Origin of the sequence: Ruegeria sp. MALMAid1280 (assembly GCF_049195285.1) — a bacterium.
In the GTDB taxonomy this organism is placed as follows: Bacteria; Pseudomonadota; Alphaproteobacteria; order Rhodobacterales; family Rhodobacteraceae; genus Ruegeria.
The window spans coordinates 641,447-661,703 of record NZ_JBMIRT010000059.1; the positions used below are offsets into that span (position 1 = coordinate 641,447).

Annotated in this window: 19 protein-coding genes; 10 read left to right on the forward strand and 9 right to left on the reverse strand. The window is 60.4% G+C overall.

Annotated elements, in window-relative coordinates:
• Window positions 1-65: 65 nt before the first annotated feature.
• A complete protein-coding gene (locus ACOQFT_RS20100) occupies window positions 66-1,043 on the reverse strand; it encodes an alpha/beta fold hydrolase (protein WP_421599625.1) in 978 nt (325 codons plus the stop codon).
• Window positions 1,043-1,333 (reverse strand): SCP2 sterol-binding domain-containing protein, encoded by a 291-nt coding sequence (locus tag ACOQFT_RS20105; protein ID WP_421599626.1) that lies wholly within the window; start codon window positions 1,331-1,333, stop codon window positions 1,043-1,045. Before ACOQFT_RS20105 ends, ACOQFT_RS20100 begins: the two co-directional genes overlap by 1 nt.
• Window positions 1,334-1,363: 30 nt before the next feature.
• Here ACOQFT_RS20105 and ACOQFT_RS20110 point away from each other — a divergent pair, with 30 nt between their 5' ends.
• The 6 genes from ACOQFT_RS20110 to ACOQFT_RS20135 all read left to right on the forward strand — a co-directional run bounded on the left by ACOQFT_RS20110 (window position 1,364) and on the right by ACOQFT_RS20135 (window position 7,280).
• Complete coding sequence (locus ACOQFT_RS20110) at window positions 1,364-1,972, forward strand: tetratricopeptide repeat protein (protein WP_421599627.1); 609 nt, start codon at window positions 1,364-1,366, stop codon at window positions 1,970-1,972.
• A 21-nt stretch (window positions 1,973-1,993) separates the two neighbouring features.
• Complete coding sequence (locus ACOQFT_RS20115; protein ID WP_421599628.1) at window positions 1,994-4,825, forward strand: helicase-related protein; 2,832 nt, start codon at window positions 1,994-1,996, stop codon at window positions 4,823-4,825.
• A 6-nt stretch (window positions 4,826-4,831) separates the two neighbouring features.
• Window positions 4,832-5,197: an RNA-binding S4 domain-containing protein gene (locus tag ACOQFT_RS20120; protein WP_170441931.1), complete on the forward strand. Its 366-nt coding sequence runs from the start codon at window positions 4,832-4,834 to the stop codon at window positions 5,195-5,197.
• A 66-nt stretch (window positions 5,198-5,263) separates the two neighbouring features.
• Window positions 5,264-5,602 carry a ferredoxin FdxA gene (fdxA, locus tag ACOQFT_RS20125; protein ID WP_037307404.1) on the forward strand — a complete coding sequence of 113 codons (339 nt, stop codon included), beginning with the start codon at window positions 5,264-5,266 and terminating at the stop codon, window positions 5,600-5,602.
• 285 nt (window positions 5,603-5,887) lie between these two features.
• Entirely contained in the window at window positions 5,888-6,397 is a 510-nt protein-coding gene (locus tag ACOQFT_RS20130; RefSeq protein ID WP_170381457.1) for a CarD family transcriptional regulator, read from the forward strand.
• Window positions 6,398-6,509: 112 nt separating this feature from the next.
• A complete protein-coding gene (locus ACOQFT_RS20135; RefSeq protein ID WP_421599629.1) occupies window positions 6,510-7,280 on the forward strand; it encodes an ion channel in 771 nt (256 codons plus the stop codon).
• On the opposite strand, the gene cobS is transcribed toward ACOQFT_RS20135, so the two are convergent.
• Window positions 7,277-8,041, reverse strand: a complete 765-nt coding sequence (gene cobS, locus ACOQFT_RS20140; RefSeq protein WP_421599630.1) for an adenosylcobinamide-GDP ribazoletransferase — start codon at window positions 8,039-8,041, stop codon at window positions 7,277-7,279. The genes ACOQFT_RS20135 and cobS overlap by 4 nt on opposite strands.
• 79 nt (window positions 8,042-8,120) lie before the next feature.
• On the opposite strand from cobS, the gene cobT reads away from it, so the two are divergent.
• Complete coding sequence (gene cobT / locus ACOQFT_RS20145) at window positions 8,121-9,134, forward strand: nicotinate-nucleotide--dimethylbenzimidazole phosphoribosyltransferase (RefSeq protein ID WP_421599631.1); 1,014 nt, start codon at window positions 8,121-8,123, stop codon at window positions 9,132-9,134.
• Window positions 9,135-9,163: 29 nt separating this feature from the next.
• Here the strand turns inward: cobT and ACOQFT_RS20150 are convergent, their stop codons facing one another.
• Both ACOQFT_RS20150 and ACOQFT_RS20155 read right to left on the reverse strand, forming a co-directional pair.
• The gene (locus tag ACOQFT_RS20150; RefSeq protein ID WP_421599632.1) at window positions 9,164-11,044 is read right to left on the reverse strand and encodes a monovalent cation:proton antiporter-2 (CPA2) family protein; all 1,881 of its coding nucleotides are present in this window, start codon (window positions 11,042-11,044) and stop codon (window positions 9,164-9,166) included.
• A 19-nt stretch (window positions 11,045-11,063) separates the two neighbouring features.
• Window positions 11,064-11,519, reverse strand: coding sequence for an Lrp/AsnC family transcriptional regulator (locus ACOQFT_RS20155; protein WP_421599633.1), 456 nt, complete (start codon window positions 11,517-11,519; stop codon window positions 11,064-11,066).
• 145 nt (window positions 11,520-11,664) lie between these two features.
• Between ACOQFT_RS20155 and hppD the strand changes: the two genes are divergently transcribed.
• Window positions 11,665-12,762, forward strand: a complete 1,098-nt coding sequence (gene hppD / locus ACOQFT_RS20160; protein ID WP_421599634.1) for a 4-hydroxyphenylpyruvate dioxygenase — start codon at window positions 11,665-11,667, stop codon at window positions 12,760-12,762.
• A gap of 33 nt (window positions 12,763-12,795) precedes the next feature.
• Here the strand turns inward: hppD and ACOQFT_RS20165 are convergent, their stop codons facing one another.
• Window positions 12,796-14,631, reverse strand: coding sequence for a hypothetical protein (locus tag ACOQFT_RS20165; protein WP_421599635.1), 1,836 nt, complete (start codon window positions 14,629-14,631; stop codon window positions 12,796-12,798).
• 164 nt (window positions 14,632-14,795) lie between these two features.
• On the opposite strand from ACOQFT_RS20165, the gene ACOQFT_RS20170 reads away from it, so the two are divergent.
• Window positions 14,796-15,491 (forward strand): SIMPL domain-containing protein, encoded by a 696-nt coding sequence (locus ACOQFT_RS20170; protein WP_421599636.1) that lies wholly within the window; start codon window positions 14,796-14,798, stop codon window positions 15,489-15,491.
• Here ACOQFT_RS20170 and ACOQFT_RS20175 read toward each other — a convergent pair.
• The 3 genes from ACOQFT_RS20175 to ACOQFT_RS20185 all read right to left on the reverse strand — a co-directional run bounded on the left by ACOQFT_RS20175 (window position 15,447) and on the right by ACOQFT_RS20185 (window position 18,569).
• Window positions 15,447-16,205 carry a GNAT family N-acetyltransferase gene (locus ACOQFT_RS20175; protein ID WP_421599637.1) on the reverse strand — a complete coding sequence of 253 codons (759 nt, stop codon included), beginning with the start codon at window positions 16,203-16,205 and terminating at the stop codon, window positions 15,447-15,449. The genes ACOQFT_RS20170 and ACOQFT_RS20175 overlap by 45 nt on opposite strands.
• A gap of 3 nt (window positions 16,206-16,208) precedes the next feature.
• Window positions 16,209-17,501: an O-acetylhomoserine aminocarboxypropyltransferase/cysteine synthase family protein gene (locus tag ACOQFT_RS20180; RefSeq protein ID WP_421599638.1), complete on the reverse strand. Its 1,293-nt coding sequence runs from the start codon at window positions 17,499-17,501 to the stop codon at window positions 16,209-16,211.
• A 72-nt stretch (window positions 17,502-17,573) separates the two neighbouring features.
• A complete protein-coding gene (locus ACOQFT_RS20185) occupies window positions 17,574-18,569 on the reverse strand; it encodes a hypothetical protein (RefSeq protein ID WP_421599639.1) in 996 nt (331 codons plus the stop codon).
• A gap of 309 nt (window positions 18,570-18,878) precedes the next feature.
• Here ACOQFT_RS20185 and ACOQFT_RS20190 point away from each other — a divergent pair, with 309 nt between their 5' ends.
• Window positions 18,879-20,213: an NAD(P)-dependent oxidoreductase gene (locus tag ACOQFT_RS20190; RefSeq protein WP_421599640.1), complete on the forward strand. Its 1,335-nt coding sequence runs from the start codon at window positions 18,879-18,881 to the stop codon at window positions 20,211-20,213.
• The last annotated feature ends 44 nt before the right edge of the window (window positions 20,214-20,257 follow it).

A 20,257-nucleotide genomic window follows, 5' to 3' on the forward strand; every position in this document is an offset into this window, starting at 1 on the left:
CTGCTTTCGCAAACATCTAGGCGTGGGCGGCCCGGATCACAAGCCGCCATTGCGTGAGGACTTCTTCAGCTCGAGAGGGCAGGCGCAGGTGCAGCGTCCGATTGCGCGGCCAGAAAATGCCGCGCCAGCTGATCATAGACGGGGCCGCGTACCTCGGGCGGCTCCATCAGTACCTCGTGTTCGCCGTCGGGGATTTCGACCAGCGTACCGTTGGGCCAGTCCGCCATCCGCGCGCGGATGGCTTTGCGGTCAACGATTTGTTCGTGACTGCCGAGGAAGGCCAGAGCGGGTGTGGCAGGGGCGGTCTGCTCCATCAGCCAGGCGCATTCGTCCAGCGCCTCGCGCAGCCAGATCGTGGAAGGTGCGCCAAGCGCCAGATCAGGGTGCGCCGTCAGTTGATCCTTCATCATCTGGTACATCGCCGGATCACGCGTCAGCACATTGCCGTCAAAGGGTTGTGAGGCAACATAGCTTTCCAGCGAAGTGGTCGGGGGCGTCTTTTCCCCCAAGCCGATCCGCGGCCCCCAATACGCGGTCAACCGGCTGAGCGGTTTCATGATCGGAGTGAAGAAGATGCCCCACATCGGGCCGGTAAAGGCGCAGGCGGCAAAGCAATGCCGTTCCAGAACCGCGCGCAGGCCGATTGCGCCGCCCATCGAGTGGCCAACCACATACCAGGGTTTCGGCAGCGCCAGCTTTTCGGCAAGGTCAAGCGTGGCCTTCACATCGTGTTGATAGTCGGTGAACTGTTCGACATGGCCGACGCGCGGGTCATCCAGCAGACGGTCCGCCAGCCCCTGACCGCGCCAGTCGACGGCCAGACAAGCAAAGCCTCGACCAACGAATTCAGCGGCAGCATCGCCGTATTTCTCGATATATTCCGTACGGCCCGGGAATATCATCACCGTGCCGCTTGCTTCGCCCTCGGGGCGCCAGTGGCCCACGCGGATGCGGATATTGTCCGTGGTTGTCACCCAATGGGCAGCACCACCGGCGGGTCCGCCGGCCACGTCTTCAAAGAAAGGGGCCGGCGAGATCTGCATCAGGCCAGCACCGAAGCGAGTTTCATGGCAACACCCATGTCTCCGTCCACACTCAGCTTGCCTGACATGAACGCACCGGTGGGGTTCAGGTCGCCGCTGAGGATCTGTTCAAACGTGTCCGCATCGGCGCTCAGGGTAACGTCGGTCTCTTCATCGCTGACGCGTGCGCCGTTTGCGTCCAGAACGATAGCGCCCAGATCAGCGATGGCAAACTTGGCCGAAGCGTCAAAGTCGCCGCCGGTCAGTTTTTCGTTCAGCGCCGCTGCGGCTTTTTCAAGAGTTTCGCTCATGGTGTTCCTCATATTGTTTCTGCGCCGTGAATGGACATCCCCGGTCGCAACGCTACACTGAACATTGTTATGGGCATTGCAAACATCAATCTCAAACGTACCGTCGCGGCAATTTTTGTCACGGTCATGTTTTCCACCAGTTCCGCCGCGCAACAGGCGGATCTGCGGGATGAGGCGGCGCTGCTGCAGCAACTGGCGCTGGCGACACCGGAACAGGCGATTGGATTGGATCGGCAGCTCAAGGCGCTGTGGGCGCAATCCGGCTCGGCCTCTGCGGATTTGCTGTTGGAACGCGGGCGCGAGGCGCTGGAGGATGGCGATACTCTGGCCGCCATCGAGCATCTGACGGCGTTGACCGATCACGCGCCCGGATTTGCCGAAGGCTGGCATCTGCGGGCCTCGGCGTTTTTCGGGGTGGATCGCTTTGGCATGGCCGCAGCCGATCTGGAACATGCGCTGACGCTGAACCCGAATAACTACGAGGCGATCTATGGCCTTGGCCTGATCTTCGAGATTATCGAACAGCCCGACAAAGCGCTGGACGCATATGAGCGCGCGCTGTCTATACATCCTCATCATGAAGAAGTAACCAATGCGGTGAATCGACTGAAGCCTCAGGTCGAGGGCTCGGCCCTCTAAGAGCCTGGGCAGGGGGCAAAGGTGAGCGGGTCATCCCGAATCGTGGCCGTACTTGGCCCGACCAACACAGGTAAAACCCATTACGCGATCGAGCGGATGCTGGGGTATCGGACCGGTGTGATCGGCCTGCCGCTGCGTTTGCTTGCGCGCGAGGTCTATGACAAGATCGTCGCCATTCGCGGGCCATCCGTTGTGGCGCTGGTCACGGGCGAAGAGCGGATCGTGCCGCCGCGCACCCAGTATTGGGTCTGCACGGTCGAGGCGATGCCCGAGGGCATGGGCGCGGATTTCGTGGCCATCGACGAAATCCAGCTGTGCGCCGATCCCGAACGCGGCCACGTCTTCACTGACCGCCTGCTGCGTTCGCGGGGCACCAATGAGACGCTGTTTCTGGGCTCAGATACAATGCGCGGTCCCATCGCCGCCTTGGTGCCCGAAGCTCAGTTCGTGCGCCGTGAACGGATGTCGCAACTGGTCTATGCGGGTTCAAAAAAAATCAGCCGTATGCCGCCGCGCAGTGCGATTGTCGGGTTCTCGGTCGATAGTGTCTACGCCATCGCCGAGCTGCTGCGCCGCCAAAAGGGCGGGGCGGCCGTGGTCATGGGCGCGCTCAGCCCGCGCACGCGGAATGCGCAGGTCGATCTGTATCAGAATGGCGAGGTTGACTATCTGGTCGCGACTGACGCCATCGGCATGGGGTTGAACCTGGATGTCGACCACGTCGCCTTTTCCTCGCTGACCAAATTCGATGGTCGCCGAATGCGTCCTCTGGCCCCGAACGAACTGGCTCAGATCGCTGGTCGCGCCGGGCGCGGGATGTCCGACGGCACCTTTGGCGTGACCGGAGAGGCCCCGCCGCTGGACGAAGGCGTGGCGCAGGCCATCATGGACAGCCGGTTCACGCCGATGAAAAAGCTGAACTGGCGAAATGCTGCTTTGCGGTTTGGCTCGGTTGAGGCGCTGATCGACTCGCTTGAAGTCAGCCCGAATGACGAACACCTGATCAAGGCGCGTCCCGCCGACGATCTGAACGTGCTGAAATCGCTGTCGCAAGTGACCGAAGTCGCAGCTCGTGCCAGCAACCCGCAATCCATCCGTTTGCTTTGGGATGTGTGCAGAATCCCAGATTTTCGCGGCATCAGCCATGCCGAACACGCCAGTCTGCTCGAAGTGATCTATGGCCACCTGCATGAACGCGGCTCGATCCCGGATGATTTCATGGCGCGGCAAATCCGGCGGATTGACCGCACCGATGGGGATATTGATGCACTCTCCAAAAGGTTGGCATATATTCGCACTTGGACATATGTTGCGCAGCGAAACGACTGGGTGCGTGACGAATCACATTGGCGTGACGAAACGCGCACTGTAGAAGACAGGCTGTCGGACGCATTACATGACCGACTGACGCAAAGATTTGTGGACCGGCGTACATCCGTATTGCTGCGCCGGCTCAAACAGAAGGAGGCCCTTTTGGCCGAAGTAAATGACAAGGGTGAAGTGACCGTCGAAGGCGAATTCGTCGGTCGTCTGGAAGGGTTCCGGTTCATTCCGGACAAAAGCGCGCAAGGAACCGAGGCGAAGGCTCTGAAAACGGCTTCCGTGCAAGCGCTCGCGCCGCAATTCCATCTGCGCGCCGATCGCTTCTACAACGCGCCCGATACCGAAATTGATTTCACCGATCAGGGTGGCCTGATGTGGGGCGAATACGCCGTCGGCAAACTGGTTGCCGGGACCGAACCTCTCAAGCCGATGGTCGAGGTTTTCGTGGACGAGGCCGCAGGCCCGGATGTCGAACAGAAAGTGCAACGCCGCCTGCAGCACTTTATCGACCGCAAGGTCGCTGCGCTGTTCGAACCGCTGCTGAACCTGTCGCGCGACGAGGAACTGTCCGGCCTCGCCAAAGGGTTCGCCTTCCGCATGGTCGAAGCATTGGGCGTTCTGCCCCGTGCTGGCGTTGCGCAAGAGGTCAAGGATCTGGATCAGGACGCCCGCGGCGCGCTGCGCAAGCATGGTATTCGGTTCGGCCAGTTCACCATCTTCATGCCGCTGCTGCTGAAACCCGCACCGACGCGTCTGCGGCTGGTTCTGTGGGCGCTGGCCAACGGGTTGCAGGAATTCCCCGACTCGCCGCCTCCGGGTCTGGTCACCGTTCCGGTCGCCAAGGGCGCGCCAGAGGGGTATGACACCATGTGCGGGTACCGGGATGCGGGCGACCGTTCGATCCGGATCGACATGCTGGAACGTCTGGCCGACATGCTGCGCGCCGAAGACAGCCGTGGTGGCTTTGAAGCCAAGCCTGATATGCTGTCGATCACCGGCATGACGCTGGAACAGTTCGCTGATCTGATGCAGGGGCTGGGCTATAACGCCGAGCGCGGCGAGCGTAAAAAGGTGAAACCAGCGCCTGTCGCCGCGCCTGAAGTAACCCCGACAGAGCAACCCACCGCTGAAGCGACCGAGCAACCGTCAGCTGAAGAAACACCGGCGGCCGAGGCTGCAACAGAAGAGGCTGTTGCACCCGCCGAGGCGCCAGCCGAGGCCACCGAAAGCACCGAGGCGGCAGCCGAGGCTCCGGCAGCGGAAGAACCCGAGGTCGAAGTCTTCTTCACCTTCACTTGGGGTCGTCAGCGTCAAGCCAACCGAGGCCCGCGTCGTGAACAGCGGCAGGCGCAGGGCAAGGGCAAGCCGCGCGGCAAGCCTCAGGACGGGCGCGGCAAACCGCAGGGTAAGAAAGGGGGCAAGCCGCAAGGTGCCAAGTCCTTCTCGTCTCGTCCGCCCAAGAAGGAAAAGGCTATCGATCCCGATAACCCGTTCGCAGCTGCGCTGATGGGTTTGAAAGACGGTAACTGATCGCCAATGGCCGAGGCCAAGCTGCGGATCGACAAATGGTTGTGGCAGGCGCGGTTCTTCAAGACCCGTAGCCTGGCCGCCAAACAGGTCAGCGGCGGCCACGTCCGCTTGAACGGAAACCGGGTCCTGAAACCGGCGCAGGCCGTAGGACCCGGAGATGTTCTGACCTTCCCGCAGGGCCGCATCGTGCGGGTGGTTCGGGTCGAAAAGCTCGGCGAACGCCGCGGCCCGGCCCCCGAGGCGCAGACGTTGTATGTTGATTTGACGGAAAAACGGGACGCACCGCCCAAAAATCCGGGTTTCGAGGGAAAAGGTCGTCCGACCAAGAAAGATCGGCGCGCGCTTGATCTTTCTCGTACCAAAGAGGGCTGATCTTCCCTTGAAGACAGTGCAATACTGGATTAGCTAATCGCCCAAAGCGCAAACGGGAATCCGACCATGACATACGTCGTCACTGAAAACTGCATCGCCTGCAAATACACCGACTGTGTCGAGGTGTGCCCGGTCGACTGTTTCTATGAAGGCGAGAACACGCTGGTCATTCACCCCGACGAATGCATCGACTGTGGCGTGTGCGAACCCGAATGCCCCGCCGACGCCATCCGCCCCGACACCGAGCCGGGCATGGATCAGTGGGTCGAGTTCAACCGGAAATTCTCAGAACAATGGCCGGTGATCGTGACCAAGAAAGACCCGCTTCCCGAAGCCGAGGAACGCGACGGTGAAGAGGGCAAGATGGAGAAGTATTTCTCGGAAGCGCCCGGCGAAGGCGGCTGAGCGATTCGCTCTCTGAACTCGTTCGTTCAGGTATAGAAGCAGAGTGCATCGCCTTGAAAAACATAAGGTTTCACGGCAGAAAAAGGGCGTGACCTTTCAGATGCCGTATTTTTGTGATATAATCGTAAGCTGAATGTTGAATGAGATGGGGATGTGCTCCGGAAGTATGACTGCTTTGGAGTTCTGATTTTATGACAGACCAGCCGCCTGGCGGAGCTGAGAAACGGCTCCGGCGTGGGTGTTTTGTCGTTCCGTATCTCGCTCTGTAACCAAGGATGAACCTGTATGTCTAAGTCGAAAAAGCTTGAGTTCCGCCCGAACGACTATGTTGTTTACCCCGCGCATGGCGTGGGCCAGATCATTTCGATCGAAGAACAGGAAGTCGCGGGATATTCGCTCGAGCTGTTCGTCATCTCTTTTGAAAAAGACAAGATGACCCTGCGGGTGCCGACCAACAAGGTCACCGAGTCTGGTCTTCGGTCGCTCAGCTCGCCTGATGTTATCAGCCAGGCGATGAAAACGCTCAAGGGTAAGGCCAAGGTCAAGCGCGCCATGTGGTCCCGCCGGGCGCAGGAGTACGAACAAAAGATCAACTCGGGCGATCTGATTTCGATTGCCGAAGTGGTCCGCGACCTGCACCGCACCGACGATCAGCGCGAACAGAGCTATTCCGAGCGTCAACTGTACGAAGCCGCGCTTGAACGTCTGACCCGCGAAGTGGCCGCCGTATCCGGCGCCGGTGAGGTTTCGGCCGCCAAGCAGGTGGATGAGGTTCTGACCTCGCGCGCTGCCTGATCGTTGCCGATCCTGAATTTCGGGCCGCTCCTGCCGGGGGCGGCCTTTTTCGTTTCCGGTCTTGGTGGAAACTGCGTTGGCCGCTAACTTTCCTGTAACCAGAGGCGGATACATGGCCGGGATAAAGCAAACCGTTAAGTTTCTGTACGTCGCGCATGAGCCGGTTTCGATCTGGTTCCGCTATGGTCTGATCCTGTTTGACGCGGCCTCGATCGTGTTTTTCGTGGCCACGGCGAACATCCCGCATGGTCCGGGGATCACCATCGCCAGCCTGTGCGTCGGGTTTTTGATCTTGCTGGATTTTCTGGCCCGGATGTGGATCGCAAAGGACCGCTGGAAGCTGCTGCGCAAGGTCTACACGCTTGCCGATATCGTCGTGATCGCCTCGTTGCTGCTTGATCCGTTCTTACCCGGAAACCTGGCCTTCGTGCGGATCTTGCGGGCTTTGCGGCTGATCCATTCCTATCACCTGCTGCGCGACCTGCGGCGCGACAGTCAGTTTTTTCGAACACACGAGGATGCCGTAATTGCCGCAATCAACCTGATGGTGTTCGTGTTCGCGACCTCGACGGCGGTTCTGGTGTTCTTCATCCCCGACAACAGCCAGACCGCCTATATCGATGCGCTCTATTTCACCATGGCGACGCTGACGACGACCGGGTTCGGCGATATCACTTTGTCCACGCCGGGTGGTAAGTTGTTTTCGGTGTTCATCATGGTGGTCGGCGTGGCACTGTTCGTGCGATTGGCGCAGGCGATCTTCATGCCGCAGAAAGTGCGTCACAAATGTCCAAGTTGCGGGCTTTACAGACACGACCCGGATGCAGTGCATTGCAAGCACTGCGGTGCGACCCTGAGGATCGAAACAGGTGGTACAACCTAAAGGGCCGTTGCGGCTGCAGTCAGAAAGGCCAGTTCGGCCAATTGTTGCGTCGCACCCAGAATGTCGCCGGTCTGACCGCCGATCTTGGCCTTTGTCACCAGCGCGAGTACCGAGATACTCAGTGCCGCAAGGATAACGGGCAAGACGGTACCTGATCCGATCAGGGTCGCCGCGCAGATAATGGCCAACGCAAGCCCGACCGCTACTGTTGCGCTGCGTGGCCCGCCGACCGAATGGCTCAGGCCACTGTTGCGGGCATTGGGCAGGGCGTTCATCATAACGGGCATGAACGCTCGGGACACGATGCACGCGGCGAGGACCGCACCGTAGGCTCCGGCCGTCAGCAGAGCGGCGATCAGGGCGACGCGCACCAATTGGGTGAAGATCAGCGCCAGAACCCCGTAGGTTCCGATATGGCTGTCCTTCATAATCTCCAGCCGGCGTTCCCGCGTGAATCCGCCCCAAAGCCCATCTGCGGTGTCCGCCAGCCCGTCTTCGTGCATGGCGCCGGTGGAAACGACCAGAGTGATGGTGACCAGCACGGCCGCGACCATCGCGGGCAGACCCGACGTCATCGAGACCCAGCCAACGGCGCAAGCCAGCAGGCCCACCACCAGCCCGACGATGGGGAACGCCCAGGCGGAATCGGCCTGACGGGAAAAGGTTTTCTCGGGCAGATGAGGCACTGGCAGGCGCGTCAGCAGCACCAGCGCCAGCGGAATATCCCATGCGGAAATCAGGGTGTTGTCGTTTTTATGCACTCCCGCGCCTTTCGGGGTCTTGTTGGATCGGACGCTTCGGTTAAACACACAGCACCACTCTGATGCAACGAGGCTTTCGATGCTGCCTGAACTTAAAGACCTGAAAACACTCCGTGATACCCTGAACCAGGCGCCCGGTCCGGACGAGATCGCGCTGCATGGGGCGGCTGAACGCAATGGACAGCTGACCAAGCCGCCGGGGGCGCTGGGTCGGCTTGAGGATTTGGCGATCTGGTATGCGGGATGGCGCGGGGATGCCCGTCCGCAGATTACCGCTCCGCAGGTGATAGTGTTTGCGGGCAATCATGGTGTCACGGTGCAGGGCGTCTCGGCCTTTCCGCCGGAAGTGACCGTGCAGATGGTGATGAACTTTGAACATGGTGGCGCGGCGATCAATCAGCTGGCCAAGGCCGCTGGCGCGACGATGGATGTGCACGCACTGAATCTGGACACGCCCACCGCCGATTTCACCGCAGGCCCGGCCATGTCCGAGGGCGAGCTGCTGCAGGCGCTGCGCACCGGGTGGAACGCAGTGGACCCCAAAGCCGACCTGCTGGTTGTCGGAGAGATGGGGATCGGAAACACAACTCCGGCCGCAGCAATCGCCTGTGCGCTGTTTTGCGGGGACGCTGCTGACTGGACCGGGCGCGGCACTGGTGTGGATGACGCCGGGCTTGTCAACAAAACCCGCGTGGTGGCCGAAGGTGTGGCGTTGCACGCAGGGGCGGGCGACGGGCTGGACGTTCTGCGCTGCCTCGGTGGGCGCGAGATTGCCGCCATGGCCGGAGCCATCGCTGCGGCGCGCGTTCTGCGCATTCCGGTCATTTTGGACGGGTTCATCTGCTCGGCGGCCGCGGCCTGTCTGGCGGACGTTTCGGACGGCGCGCTTGATCACACCGTTGCCGGGCACCAGAGCGCGGAAGGCGCGCATGGCGCCGTTCTGGCAAAGCTTGGCAAGGAACCGTTGCTGAGCCTCGGCCTGCGCTTGGGCGAAGGCTCGGGCGGGGCACTGGCGATCAACATCCTGAAAAGCGCGGTGGCCTGTCATTCGGGCATGGCCACTTTTGCCGAAGCCGGAGTTTCAGACGGGTAACCTGAACGGCCTGATCCGCAAAGACAGGGTCAGGCCGATTTCTGGGCGTGCTTCTCGGCCAGTTCCAGAAGCTCTGTTTCCAGATCTTTCTCGAACTGTTGCGCGCGTTCGATGTATTTTTTGTTTTCCGCCGTCGGCATCCCGGGGATCCACAGCTCGGCCAGTTCGCGGATCGATGCGCGGTCGTGGTGGTAGAAGGTCTGCTCGGCCTGCGCGGCCTCATATTCGCTGAGACCGATATTCTCGAGCACATAACGCCCGGCCCGCAGGGAGCTGTCGAACATCTCGCGCACGATGTCGTTCGCGCCTGCCTGATACAGCTCGTACACATGGGTACGGTCATGGGCGCGGGCGATGATGTGCAGGTCCGGGCGCTGACGTCGGGCAAAGCTGACGATCCGTGTCACCTGTTTGCGGTCGTCCATAGCAGCGACAAGCACGGTCGCTTTCTCAAGCCCTGCGGCGCGCAGCAACTCGGGCCGGGTTGGATCGCCCAGAAACCCTTTGACGCCAAAGCGGCGCATTAACTGGATCGTTTCGATGTTGTGGTCCAGAACGATGGTTTTGATTCCGCTGGCACGGACCAGACGATTCACGATCTGACCAAAGCGTCCGATACCTGCAATGATTACCGGGCCTTGTTCGTCAATCGTATCCGGTTCCGGCTGCGGGCCACTGTCCCGAATTCGGCGGGACATCAGGTCGTAGATGATGAACAGCAGCGGCGTGATCAGCATGGTCAGGGCGATGATCATCAGCAGTTTCTGCGACAGGTCGGACGGGATGACGTTCTGCTGGGTCGAGAAGGCCAGCAGGACAAAACCGAACTCACCCGCCTGTGCCAGTCCCAATGTGAACAGCCAATGATCGCGACCACGCAAATTGAAGGCGCGTCCGACGAGAAACAGGATGACCCCTTTGAACAGGATAACCAGAAGGGCCAGCCCAATCAGTTCCAGCGGATCATCGAAGAAATAAGCGACATCAATCCCGGCACCGACCGTGATGAAAAATAGGCCCAGGAACAGGCCCTTGAACGGTTCAAGGTCGCTTTCCATTTCATGGCGGAATTCCGAGCTGGCCAGAACTACACCCGCCAGAAACGCGCCCAGGGCAGGGGACAGGCCGACAAGCGTCATCAGGAAGGAGATGCCGACAACAATCATCAGCGCCAAAGCGGTATACATCTCGCGCAGGCGCGTCGCGTGGATAAAGCGAAACAGGGGCCGCGTCAGGTAGACACCGGCAAGGATCACGAAAGCAATCGCGCCGATGGTCACCAAGGTGACAGCCCAACCCGGCAGGCCTTCGACCAGCGACAGGCTGTGATGGCCAGCGTCGTGCAGGTCTTTCACACCCCGGTCGATTGACCCGTCGCTTTTCAGATGCGGTATGGAAGGCAGCGCCAGCAACGGCAGCAGCGCCAGAATGGGGATCACCGCGATGTCCTGCGTCAGCAGCACCGAGAACGTGGCGCGGCCGCCATTGGTCTGCATCAGCCCCTTTTCGGAAAGCGTTTGCAGCACGATCGCGGTCGAGGACAACGACAGGGTCAACCCAACCGCCAATGCAACAGACCAGGGGTGGTTTGCGTACATGGCGACGCAGGCGATGGCGACGGTAGACAAGCCGACCTGCAGCCCCCCCAGCCCCAGCAACCTGTCCCGCATATCCCACAGCGCGCGGGGCTCAAGCTCCAGTCCGATCAGGAACAGCATCATGACCACACCGAACTCGGCCACATGCTGCAGGCTTTCGGTTTCCGCACCGACAAGTCCGAACACGGGGCCGATGACGATGCCTGCGGCCAGATACCCCAACACGGACCCCAACCCCAGACGTGCCGACAGGGGCACGGCGATCACGGCGGCTGCCAGATAGATCGAGGCCTGATAGAGGAAATCGTCCATGTCGGTCCTTTCGGTCAGGTCAGGTGGGCAAAGGGGCGTCGCGTTTGAGCTGGTCCATCACGATCTGGCTTTGCACCCGTGCCACGGCAGGATGCGGCAGTATCACCTGATGAAGCAAGCGGTTGAGCGCAGATAGATCGTCGCAATAGACGCGCAAGAGGTAATCTGCCTCACCGGTCATCGTCCAGGCGCTGGTAATCTCGGGGAGCGAATGAACCATGCGGGCAAAACTCTCCGATTGCTCGGGGCCGTGGGTGCCCAGATGCACCTGAACGAACCCCTGCACGTGCAGCCCCAGCTTTAGCGGGTCCAGCCGTGCGGTATATCCGGTAATGTAGCCTTCGGCCTCCAGCCTCTGTCGCCGCCGCCCGGCCTGACTGGGGGACAGGTTCAACATTTCGCCCAGTTGGTGCGCGGTCAGATGGGCATCCTTCTGCAAGGCGGACAGCAGGCGCGTGTCGGTGATATCCAGCATGTGCGGGCTTTCTTCATTGATGCTCGAAATAATGCGGGTTTTGCGCGTTTTCTATCAGGTTACACGAAAACAATGCGCAGAAACAGCGCCGATTAAGGCGTATTTTGGAATCAGCAAAGAAATTCCTGTTTTAAGGAGGCACGCCATGGGCCCTTTCCCTCACAACACCCCGAAATCTGTCATCAGCAAGGAAAATCCGGTCGGCACCGACGGGTTTGAATTTGTGGAATTTGCGCATCCTGAGCCGCAGGAACTGCGTGATCTGTTCGCCAAAATGGGGTTTGAACAGGTTGGCTATCATACGGACAGGCCCGCGGTTGAACTGTGGCAGCAGGGCGACGTGACCTACATTCTGAATGCCGACCCCGAAAGCTTTGCCGCGCGGTTTGTTGCCGAGCACGGCCCCTGCGCATCGGCGATGGGCTGGCGCGTGGCGGACGCGAAAAAGGCCTATGACCATGCGGTGTCCAAAGGCGCCGAACCCTATGACGCGGCAGACAAGACCATGGATGTTCCGGCAATCAAGGGCATCGGCGGGTCGCTAATCTATTTCATCGACCAATACCACGACACATCACCCTATAACCATGAGTTCACCTGGACCAAACAATCCAAGCCGCGCGGTGATGGGTTCTATTACCTCGATCACCTGACGCACAACGTCTATACCGGGAATATGGACACGTGGTTTAAGTTCTACGAGACCCTGTTCAATTTCCGCGAAATCCGCTTTTTTGACATTCAGGGCAAGTATACCGGCCTCTACAGCCGTGCCCTGACGTCGCCCTGTGGCCGTATTCGTATTCCGATCAATGAAGATCGGGGTGAGACCGGGCAAATCGTGTCTTACCTGAACAAATACAAGGGTGAGGGCATTCAGCATATCGCCGTGGGCAGCGAGGATATCTATGCCTCGACTGATGCGATTGCCGAGAAAGGGTTGAAATTCATGCCCGGGCCAAACGAGGCCTATTACGAGATGTCCAAGGATCGCGTCACCGACCACGAAGAGCCGCTGGACCGGATGATGAAACACGGCATCCTGATCGATGGAGAAGGCGTTCTGGATGGGGGCGAGACCAGAATTCTGCTGCAGATCTTCTCGAAAACCGTGATCGGCCCGATCTTTTTCGAGTTCATTCAGCGCAAGGGCGATGATGGGTTTGGCGAGGGGAACTTCCAGGCCCTATTCGAATCCATTGAGCGCGAGCAGATCGAAAGCGGCGAAATTTCAGCGGCTTGATGTTGCAAACTAAAGCGGGCGTACTCGCCCGCTTTAACCCCGCGGCATCTTCAGTGTCACGTTCCGGCCTTTTTTCTGATAGCGCAGCTCGGTGTCACCGATTGCGATGACCTTGCCGCCGTCCAGCCTGTCACCCACTTTCAGTTTCTTGTAGCGGCCGCTGGGCATGCGCACCAGCGCCCGGCGATTGGCGGGCGTGCCGTAGACGCCGATCAGGTTCAGCTTGCGCAGGTTCAACGCATTATCGAGCGTCGCTTGCCGCGCAACCGAGGCTGACGACGGGATCTTGGGCGCCACGGCTTTGGGCTGGAAAGACCCGGCTTCGAGCTGATCAATACCAGCGGCCGAACCCAAGCTGGCAGTTTGGGTGCTGGATGACGGAACAAGACCCGCAGGGCGCGTCTTGGGGCGTGGAACGCGCAGTCCTCCTATTACAGTGGGTGTTTCTTCAACCTCTTGCCGTTCCAGGGACGCAGGACGAACTTTGGGACGCAGCGCCGCCAGTTCCGCGCGAGACCGTCCGCCCAATTGCTGACGCTCGAACCGTTCGACCAGGTCGCTGGGCCGCGGTTTGGGGCGCAACCCGGCCAACCGGTCAGACTGGGTTTCAGGGCTCGGCTCCTGCTCGAACCGGACAGGGGGTTCAGGCGGTGCCTTCGACGGACGTCCGAGGTGAACGACAATCCCGTCCGGGTTCAACGTACCATCGGCGCTGGGGGTAACCAGCCCGCGGTCATCCAGATCGAACCGCGACCCGGCAACGCTGGGCAGAGCGACCCGATCAAAGGGTACGTCGGTGGCAAAGCTTTCGACCGACGGCAGGGCAATCGCATCATTGGACAGATTGGAATTGTCGACCGAGGCCAGATACAGCTCGTCCTGCGAGGGCAGAACTGGCGGTGTCAGCGGTTCGGGTTCGGTGATCTCGATGTCGGGCAGTGCCGGAATGTCCTGCGGTTCGGGAGTGCGATCGATCACTTCGACCTGCGTTGGCGCCACGTTCAGCGCTTCGAGGATTGCGGAATCTGTGGGCGAAAGCCCGGGCTCATCGACGGCTTCATCCGGTGCACTCTGGGCCGTCTCGGTGGGCGGTTCCGGGGCTTCCGGCGTGGTGTCACTGACCTGAGTGTCAGGCGCGGGCAGGGTGGTTTCGACCCGCGCCGTTTCCGGCTTGTCATCCCCATCCGATGCGATCAGAGCCCATGCCCCCAGCGCCACTGCGATGGCCAGCGCAGCCGCTGCCGGTGCAACGTATCGTTTGGCACGTGCATCAAAGCTTGGCTTAAGGGCTGCGCTGTCGGACGGCGCTCGAAACACATCCGGAGCCGTCGTGTCCGCGATGGCGTGGACGTTTGGCGCGGGGGTATCCGCTCCTTTCGCTACTGCTGGGCTTTCGCTTTCTTTGTCCAAAAACAGCGGCTCAGACGGGAACAGGGACGGATCGGTGTCTGCTGTGAACTGAACCGGAATGAACCCGTGCTCGGTCGCAAAGTCTCGTGCTTCGCCCAGCGTCTGTTTCGTGATGGCCGCAATATAGGTGGTGGTGCCGGCCGTCGCGGATTCAAAAACCAGTTCCTCGACCGAATAGGGCGTTGCATCGGCCAGCGTGGATTGGACCTGTTTGGCGGTTTGTTCCGGTGTTTCCCCGCCGGTCTCCGCCGACAGGAACCGAACCTGATCCGCCGGAATCACGACCTTGCAGTTCAAGTTGTTTTCCAGCGCAAACGCCTTGTCCCGCAAGGCATGAAGCTGCGCGTTCAGGTCCGGCGCATCCAGCGCAACCTCACCAATGCAGAACCAGTCGCCGTCCGACTGGTGGTGCACAGATATTCCGGTCGCAGAAAAAGACAGCGCAAATGCGGGTTTCATATTCCCGAGGAACCATAATTGTCAGCATCAATGCAAACGACATCTCGTCCGCAGGACGACATTAAAGCAGGTTCCCGCCGAGGGAAAGAAAAAGCCGGACATTCCCCTTGTTTGACCACGCCCCGCATCCCCATGTTGGTGCTGTAGAAATTGGAGGGAAGACCTTGAAGAAAATCGCTTTTCTGGCCGCCATGCTGGCCGTGACAGCCGCAGGCATGGCCCATGCGGAAGAACGTCGCATCACGGTGGATGCGGCCGGAACCGTTCAGGCCGCACCCGATATGGCGACCATTACCCTGGGCGTGACGAACGAAGATGCCGAGGCGTCGAATGCCATGCAGGCGACCTCTGACGCCGTCGCGCAGATTCTGAAGCGGCTGGAGGATATGGGTATCGAATCCCGCGACGTACAAACCCGCGACCTGTCGCTGTCGCCGGTGTGGTCAGGGCGCAATAGCCCCAGCGGCGAACGGCCCGAGATTTCCGGGTTTGTCGCTTCGAACAACGTCCAGGTGCGTGTGCGTGATCTGACCAAGCTGGGCTCGATCATGGATGCGGTCATTCAGGACGGTGCCAATGATTTTGGCGGGCTGAGCTTTGGCGTGCAGGACCCCGCGCCGCTGCAAGCAGAGGCACGCGCCAAGGCCGTGGCCGAGGCCACCGCCAAGGCCGAGCAACTGGCGCAGGCGGCCAATGTGACTCTGGGGCAGGTTCAGACGATCAGCGAACAGGCTGGCGGTATTCGTCCCGCGCCGCAGATGCGCGCGATGAGCATGGCCGAGGCGGGCGGCGTTCCGGTCGCGGGCGGCGAGATATCAGTCTCGGTCAACGTGATGATGGAATTCGGGATTGCCGACTGATCCAGAGGTTTTGGCACGGGCTTGCAGAGACTGCCGCTGCTGGCCCGTCTGGTCGAAATTGTCCGGCGACAGCCAGGCCTCGAACGCGGTCTTGATGCGCGGCCATTCGCTGTCGAGGATCGAATACCACGCCGTATCCCGGTTGCGGCCCTTGTAGTGGGTCGCCTGCCGGAAAATGCCCTCGAAGGTAAAGCCCAGCCGCGCGGCCGCATTGCGGGACACCTCGTTCAGCGCGTCGCATTTCCACTCGTACCGGCGATAGCCCAGTTCGTCGAACACACGGCGCATCATCAGGTACATGGTCTCGGTCGATTGCAGACTGCGCTGCAACAGGGGTGAGAAGTGGATATGGCCCACTTCGATTGCCCCTGGCGCGGGTGCGATCCGCAGGAACGAAGCCACGCCGACCGGCGTTTCATCACTGTCGAGCACCGTGTGGAACATCGGATCGGCATCCATGCAGGTCGCGCGGGCCCATTCAACAAAATCGTGTTCAGAGTCGAACGGCCCATAGGGCAGATAGGTCCAGTTGCGACCGTCCGTATCGTTGGCAAACGCCCGGTACAGTCCGGGCGCGTGCCGGTTCACATCCAGCGGCACGACGGAGCAATAGCGGCCTTCCATTGGTGTATAAGGCGGCGTCGGGCGAGGGAACTCGCCCGAAACCGGTTGGCCGATGGGTTGGCCCAGATCGTTGGTGTCGTGCCCGCTCATCCCTCAGGCCGATGCTTTGGCCAGCGCCTGATCCAGATCGGCGATCAGGTCGTCGGCGTCTTCGATGCCGATGGACACACGCACGACGCCGGGGCCAGCACCCGCAGCCTCTTGCTGTTCCGGGGTCAGTTGGCGGTGGGTGGTTGAGGCCGAATGGATGATCAGAGATCGGGCATCGCCAAGGTTGGCGACATGGCTGAAGATCTCAAGCGAATTCACCAGCTTGACGCAGGCGTCATAGCCGCCCTTGACAGCAAAAGTGAACAGCGCGCCGGCACCTTTCTTGTACTGCGCCTGAACCCGGTCGTGATAGGGTGACGAAGGCAGGCCTGCATAAGTGACATAGTCCACGCGGTCATCGGACTCGAGCCAGGCGGCGATCTTCTGGGCGTTTTCGACGTGGCGTTCCATCCGCAGGGACAGGGTCTCGATCCCCATCAGCGTGTAATGTGCCGCCTGCGGGTTCATGGTCATACCCAGATCGCGTAAACCGATGGCAATGCCGTGGAAGGTAAAGGCCAGCGGGCCGAAGGTTTCGTGGAATTTCAGGCCGTGGTAGGCCGCCTCCGGTTCGCTGAGCGAGGGGAACTTGTCATTCGCGGACCAGTCGAACTTGCCCGAATCCACGATGCAGCCGCCGGTGACGGTGCCGTTGCCGGTCAGGTATTTTGTGGTCGAATGCACGACCAGAGTCGCACCCTGTTCGATGGGTCGGCACAGGTAGGGCGTGGCCGATGTGTTGTCGACGATCAGCGGAATGCCAGCGCCGTCGGTGATATCTGCGAGGGCGCGGATGTCGGTGACATAGCCGCCAGGGTTGGCGATGGATTCGCAGAACACCGCGCGGGTGTTTTCGTCGATGGCGTCTTTCACGGCGTCCAGATCGTCAGTGTCCACGAATTTGGCCGACCAGCCGAAACGTTTGATGGTCTGGCTGAACTGCGTGACCGTACCGCCATACAGGCGGGTCGAGGCCACCACATTGCAGCCCGGACCCATCAGCGGGAACAGCGCCATGATCTGTGCTGCGTGCCCTGAGGAGCAGCAAACTGCGCCTACGCCGCCCTCAAGCGTGGCGATACGTTCCTGCAGAACGGCCACGGTCGGGTTGGTCAGGCGGGAATAGATGAAGCCAACCTCTTGCAGGTTGAACAGGGCCGCGGCGTGATCGGCGTCACGGAACACGTAAGCCGTGGTCTGGTAGATCGGAGTCTGACGTGCACCTGTCGCCGGGTCGGGCCGCGCGCCCGCGTGAATCTGCAGTGTGTCGAAACCGTAGGTGGGGCCGTCAGACATCGTCGAAATCTCCTGTTGGACTGTGTGTTGCTGAATCTCTAGGCGATCCGGCGCGCGCGCACAACAATCCTGTCAGCGCATCCACAGGCCCTTGCTGCGGATTGTATTGCGAATGACCTGCTCGCGATGGGGTAGGTTTTCACGGTCGAACAGGTCGCGGATCTTGTGGCCCTTGCGTTGCAGAACCAGCTTTTTGATGGGCTCATAGCCCTTGAGTACCTTCTTGATCCGGTTCGGGGCCGCCACGGTTTCCAATACCTCGACCACGTGGTCGCTTTCCCGTGCATAGAGCAGGGGGAACAGGCGATAGTGGCAGCTGACCGATCCGTCCAGCAGGCCTGGGGGCAGGGTGTCGCGCCCACCGCCGAAAGAATGAATGACCAGCGGCAGAGCGGCCTGATCCAGCCAGGGGTCAAGGTTCTGCCCGGCCAGTTCGGGAATCTCTTCATCCCGGATCGTGCGGGCATAGTTCAGAAACCGCTCTCCGAACTTGCGCGGGCAGGAATAGAAGAAAAAACCGGCGTTGAAATACAGATACCGTCGCCAGTAATCCAACGGCTGGCTGGTATCCTGCGAGCTTTCGAAATCCAGCCCAAATCGGCGGTACAAAGCGTGCCAGATGCCATCGAAGCCGGGGCCATAGAGCGTAGGTTTGGGCCAAGTGCCCTCGACTTTTTGCGAGGCGCCGGGGCGGTCGAAATCAAACGGCACCGAGGTCAGGTCGCCGGTGATCAGCGTGTCGCTGTCGAAAAACACGAACGGCTCGCCCTCGGGCAGCGCCAGCAGGGCCTCGATCTTGTTGCCATAGGGATAGCTGTCGCCAAAGACGCGAGAGTCAAAGGGCAGAATCTCGGCATCCAGTTGCTGCAGGGCTTTCAGAACGTCTTCGTTTCGGATGCTCGGGTCCTGACGCCAGCGTGGTCCGGGTTGTGGCACGGCCACAAACAGCCTGCCCGTGAAGTTCGGTGAGCTATGGCGCAGAGAGGCTGCGAACAGCAGGGCCTCATATTGCAGCCGGTTGTTTTGCCCGATGATGACGATATTGAACTTCGTAGGGCTGGCCTGCATCAGGTGACTTTCACGTATCTGGCCGTCGTTCGGCGCTGCTCGTTGTGTTTGACCTACAGCACGCAGCAAGGCCCGTCAAAACCAGATGCGGGGAATCTTTTGTTTCCATGCAGCCAGAGGCCGTTTCGGCACATCTCATGTGTCGCACGTTTTCGAAACGCAATAAAAACAGGCGGTTTTGTCCGAGAAATTGGGGTAATCCAGTCGATTTCTGCGGTTTTTGATGATTTTCTAAATTTTACCAATTGATAAAAAATCAGATTGTGGCAAGCTGAGAGCATAACAAACATATCTACAGGGAGTAGAGCGATGGCACAGGGCCAGATTGCCCCCGGCATTGTCTCCGGGCGGCTTTCCAGCGATGAGCTGACCTCGAATTTTACCGATCTGCATCCGCCTTTGGCTGCGCATGAGGCCGCCGTGGCGGCGGATCGGTGCTATTTCTGCTATGACGCGCCATGTGTGACGGCCTGTCCGACGGATATCGATATCCCGTTGTTCATGCGTCAGATTCAGGCCGGGCAACCCGAGGCCGCAGGCGAAACCATTCTGGCGCAGAACATTCTGGGCGGCATGTGCGCCCGCGTTTGTCCGACCGAGACACTGTGCGAAGAGGCCTGCGTTCGTGAAACTGCCGAGGGGGCTCCGGTCGAGATCGGTCGCCTGCAACGCTATGCGACTGACAGTGTCATGGCTGCGGGGGGGCACCCGTTCGAGCGTGCCACGCCGACTGGCAAAACTGTTGCCGTGATCGGGGCAGGGCCTGCGGGTCTGGCCTGCGCGCACCGTCTGGCCATGTTTGGGCATGACGTGGTGATCCACGAAAGCAAACCCAAGCCCGGCGGTCTGAACGAATATGGCATTGCCGCCTATAAATCGACCAATGACTTTGCGCAGGCCGAGGTGGACTGGCTGCTGAATATCGGCGGCATCACGATCGAGACCGGGTCGGTTCTGGGCGAGGGCGTTTCGCTGGATGGTCTGGTCGAAAACTACGACGCTGTTTTCTTGTCCATCGGTCTGGCCGGGGTGAATGCCTTGCGCTCAGAAGGGGCCGAGAAGGACGGCGTGCGCTTTGCTGTCGACTTCATCTCGGATGTGCGTCAGGCATCTGATCTGGCGGATCTGCCGGTGGGTCGCAATGTCGTCGTCATCGGTGGCGGCATGACTGCCGTGGACGCGGCGGTGAAATCGAAACTGCTGGGCGCCGAGCACGTGACCATCGCTTATCGGCGCGGACGCGACGCAATGGGCGCCAGCCGGTATGAACAGGATCTGGCGGCCTCGCATGGTGTGAAAATCATGACCAATGTGCAACCCGTTGCCGTGCACGGAAACGGTGCGGCGGCCGAGATCGAATTGGAGTATACTACCAGTCACAACGGTCAGCTTTCGGGTACCGGAGAAATGGTACGCGTGCCTGCAGATCAGGTCTTCAAGGCGATCGGTCAGACACTGGAAGGCGCGCCCGAAGGGCTGAAGCTGGACGGAAACAAAATCGCCGTGACCGAGGCGGGGCGTACGTCGATGGCCGGTGTCTGGGCCGGGGGCGACTGCGCCGCTGGTGGCGAAGACCTGACCGTGACTGCCGTGGCCGAAGGCCGCGACGCCGCGATGGATATCCACGCGAGCCTGACCGCGTGAAACTCAAAGACAAAGATGCTGAATTGCATCAGGGAGGCCGGATA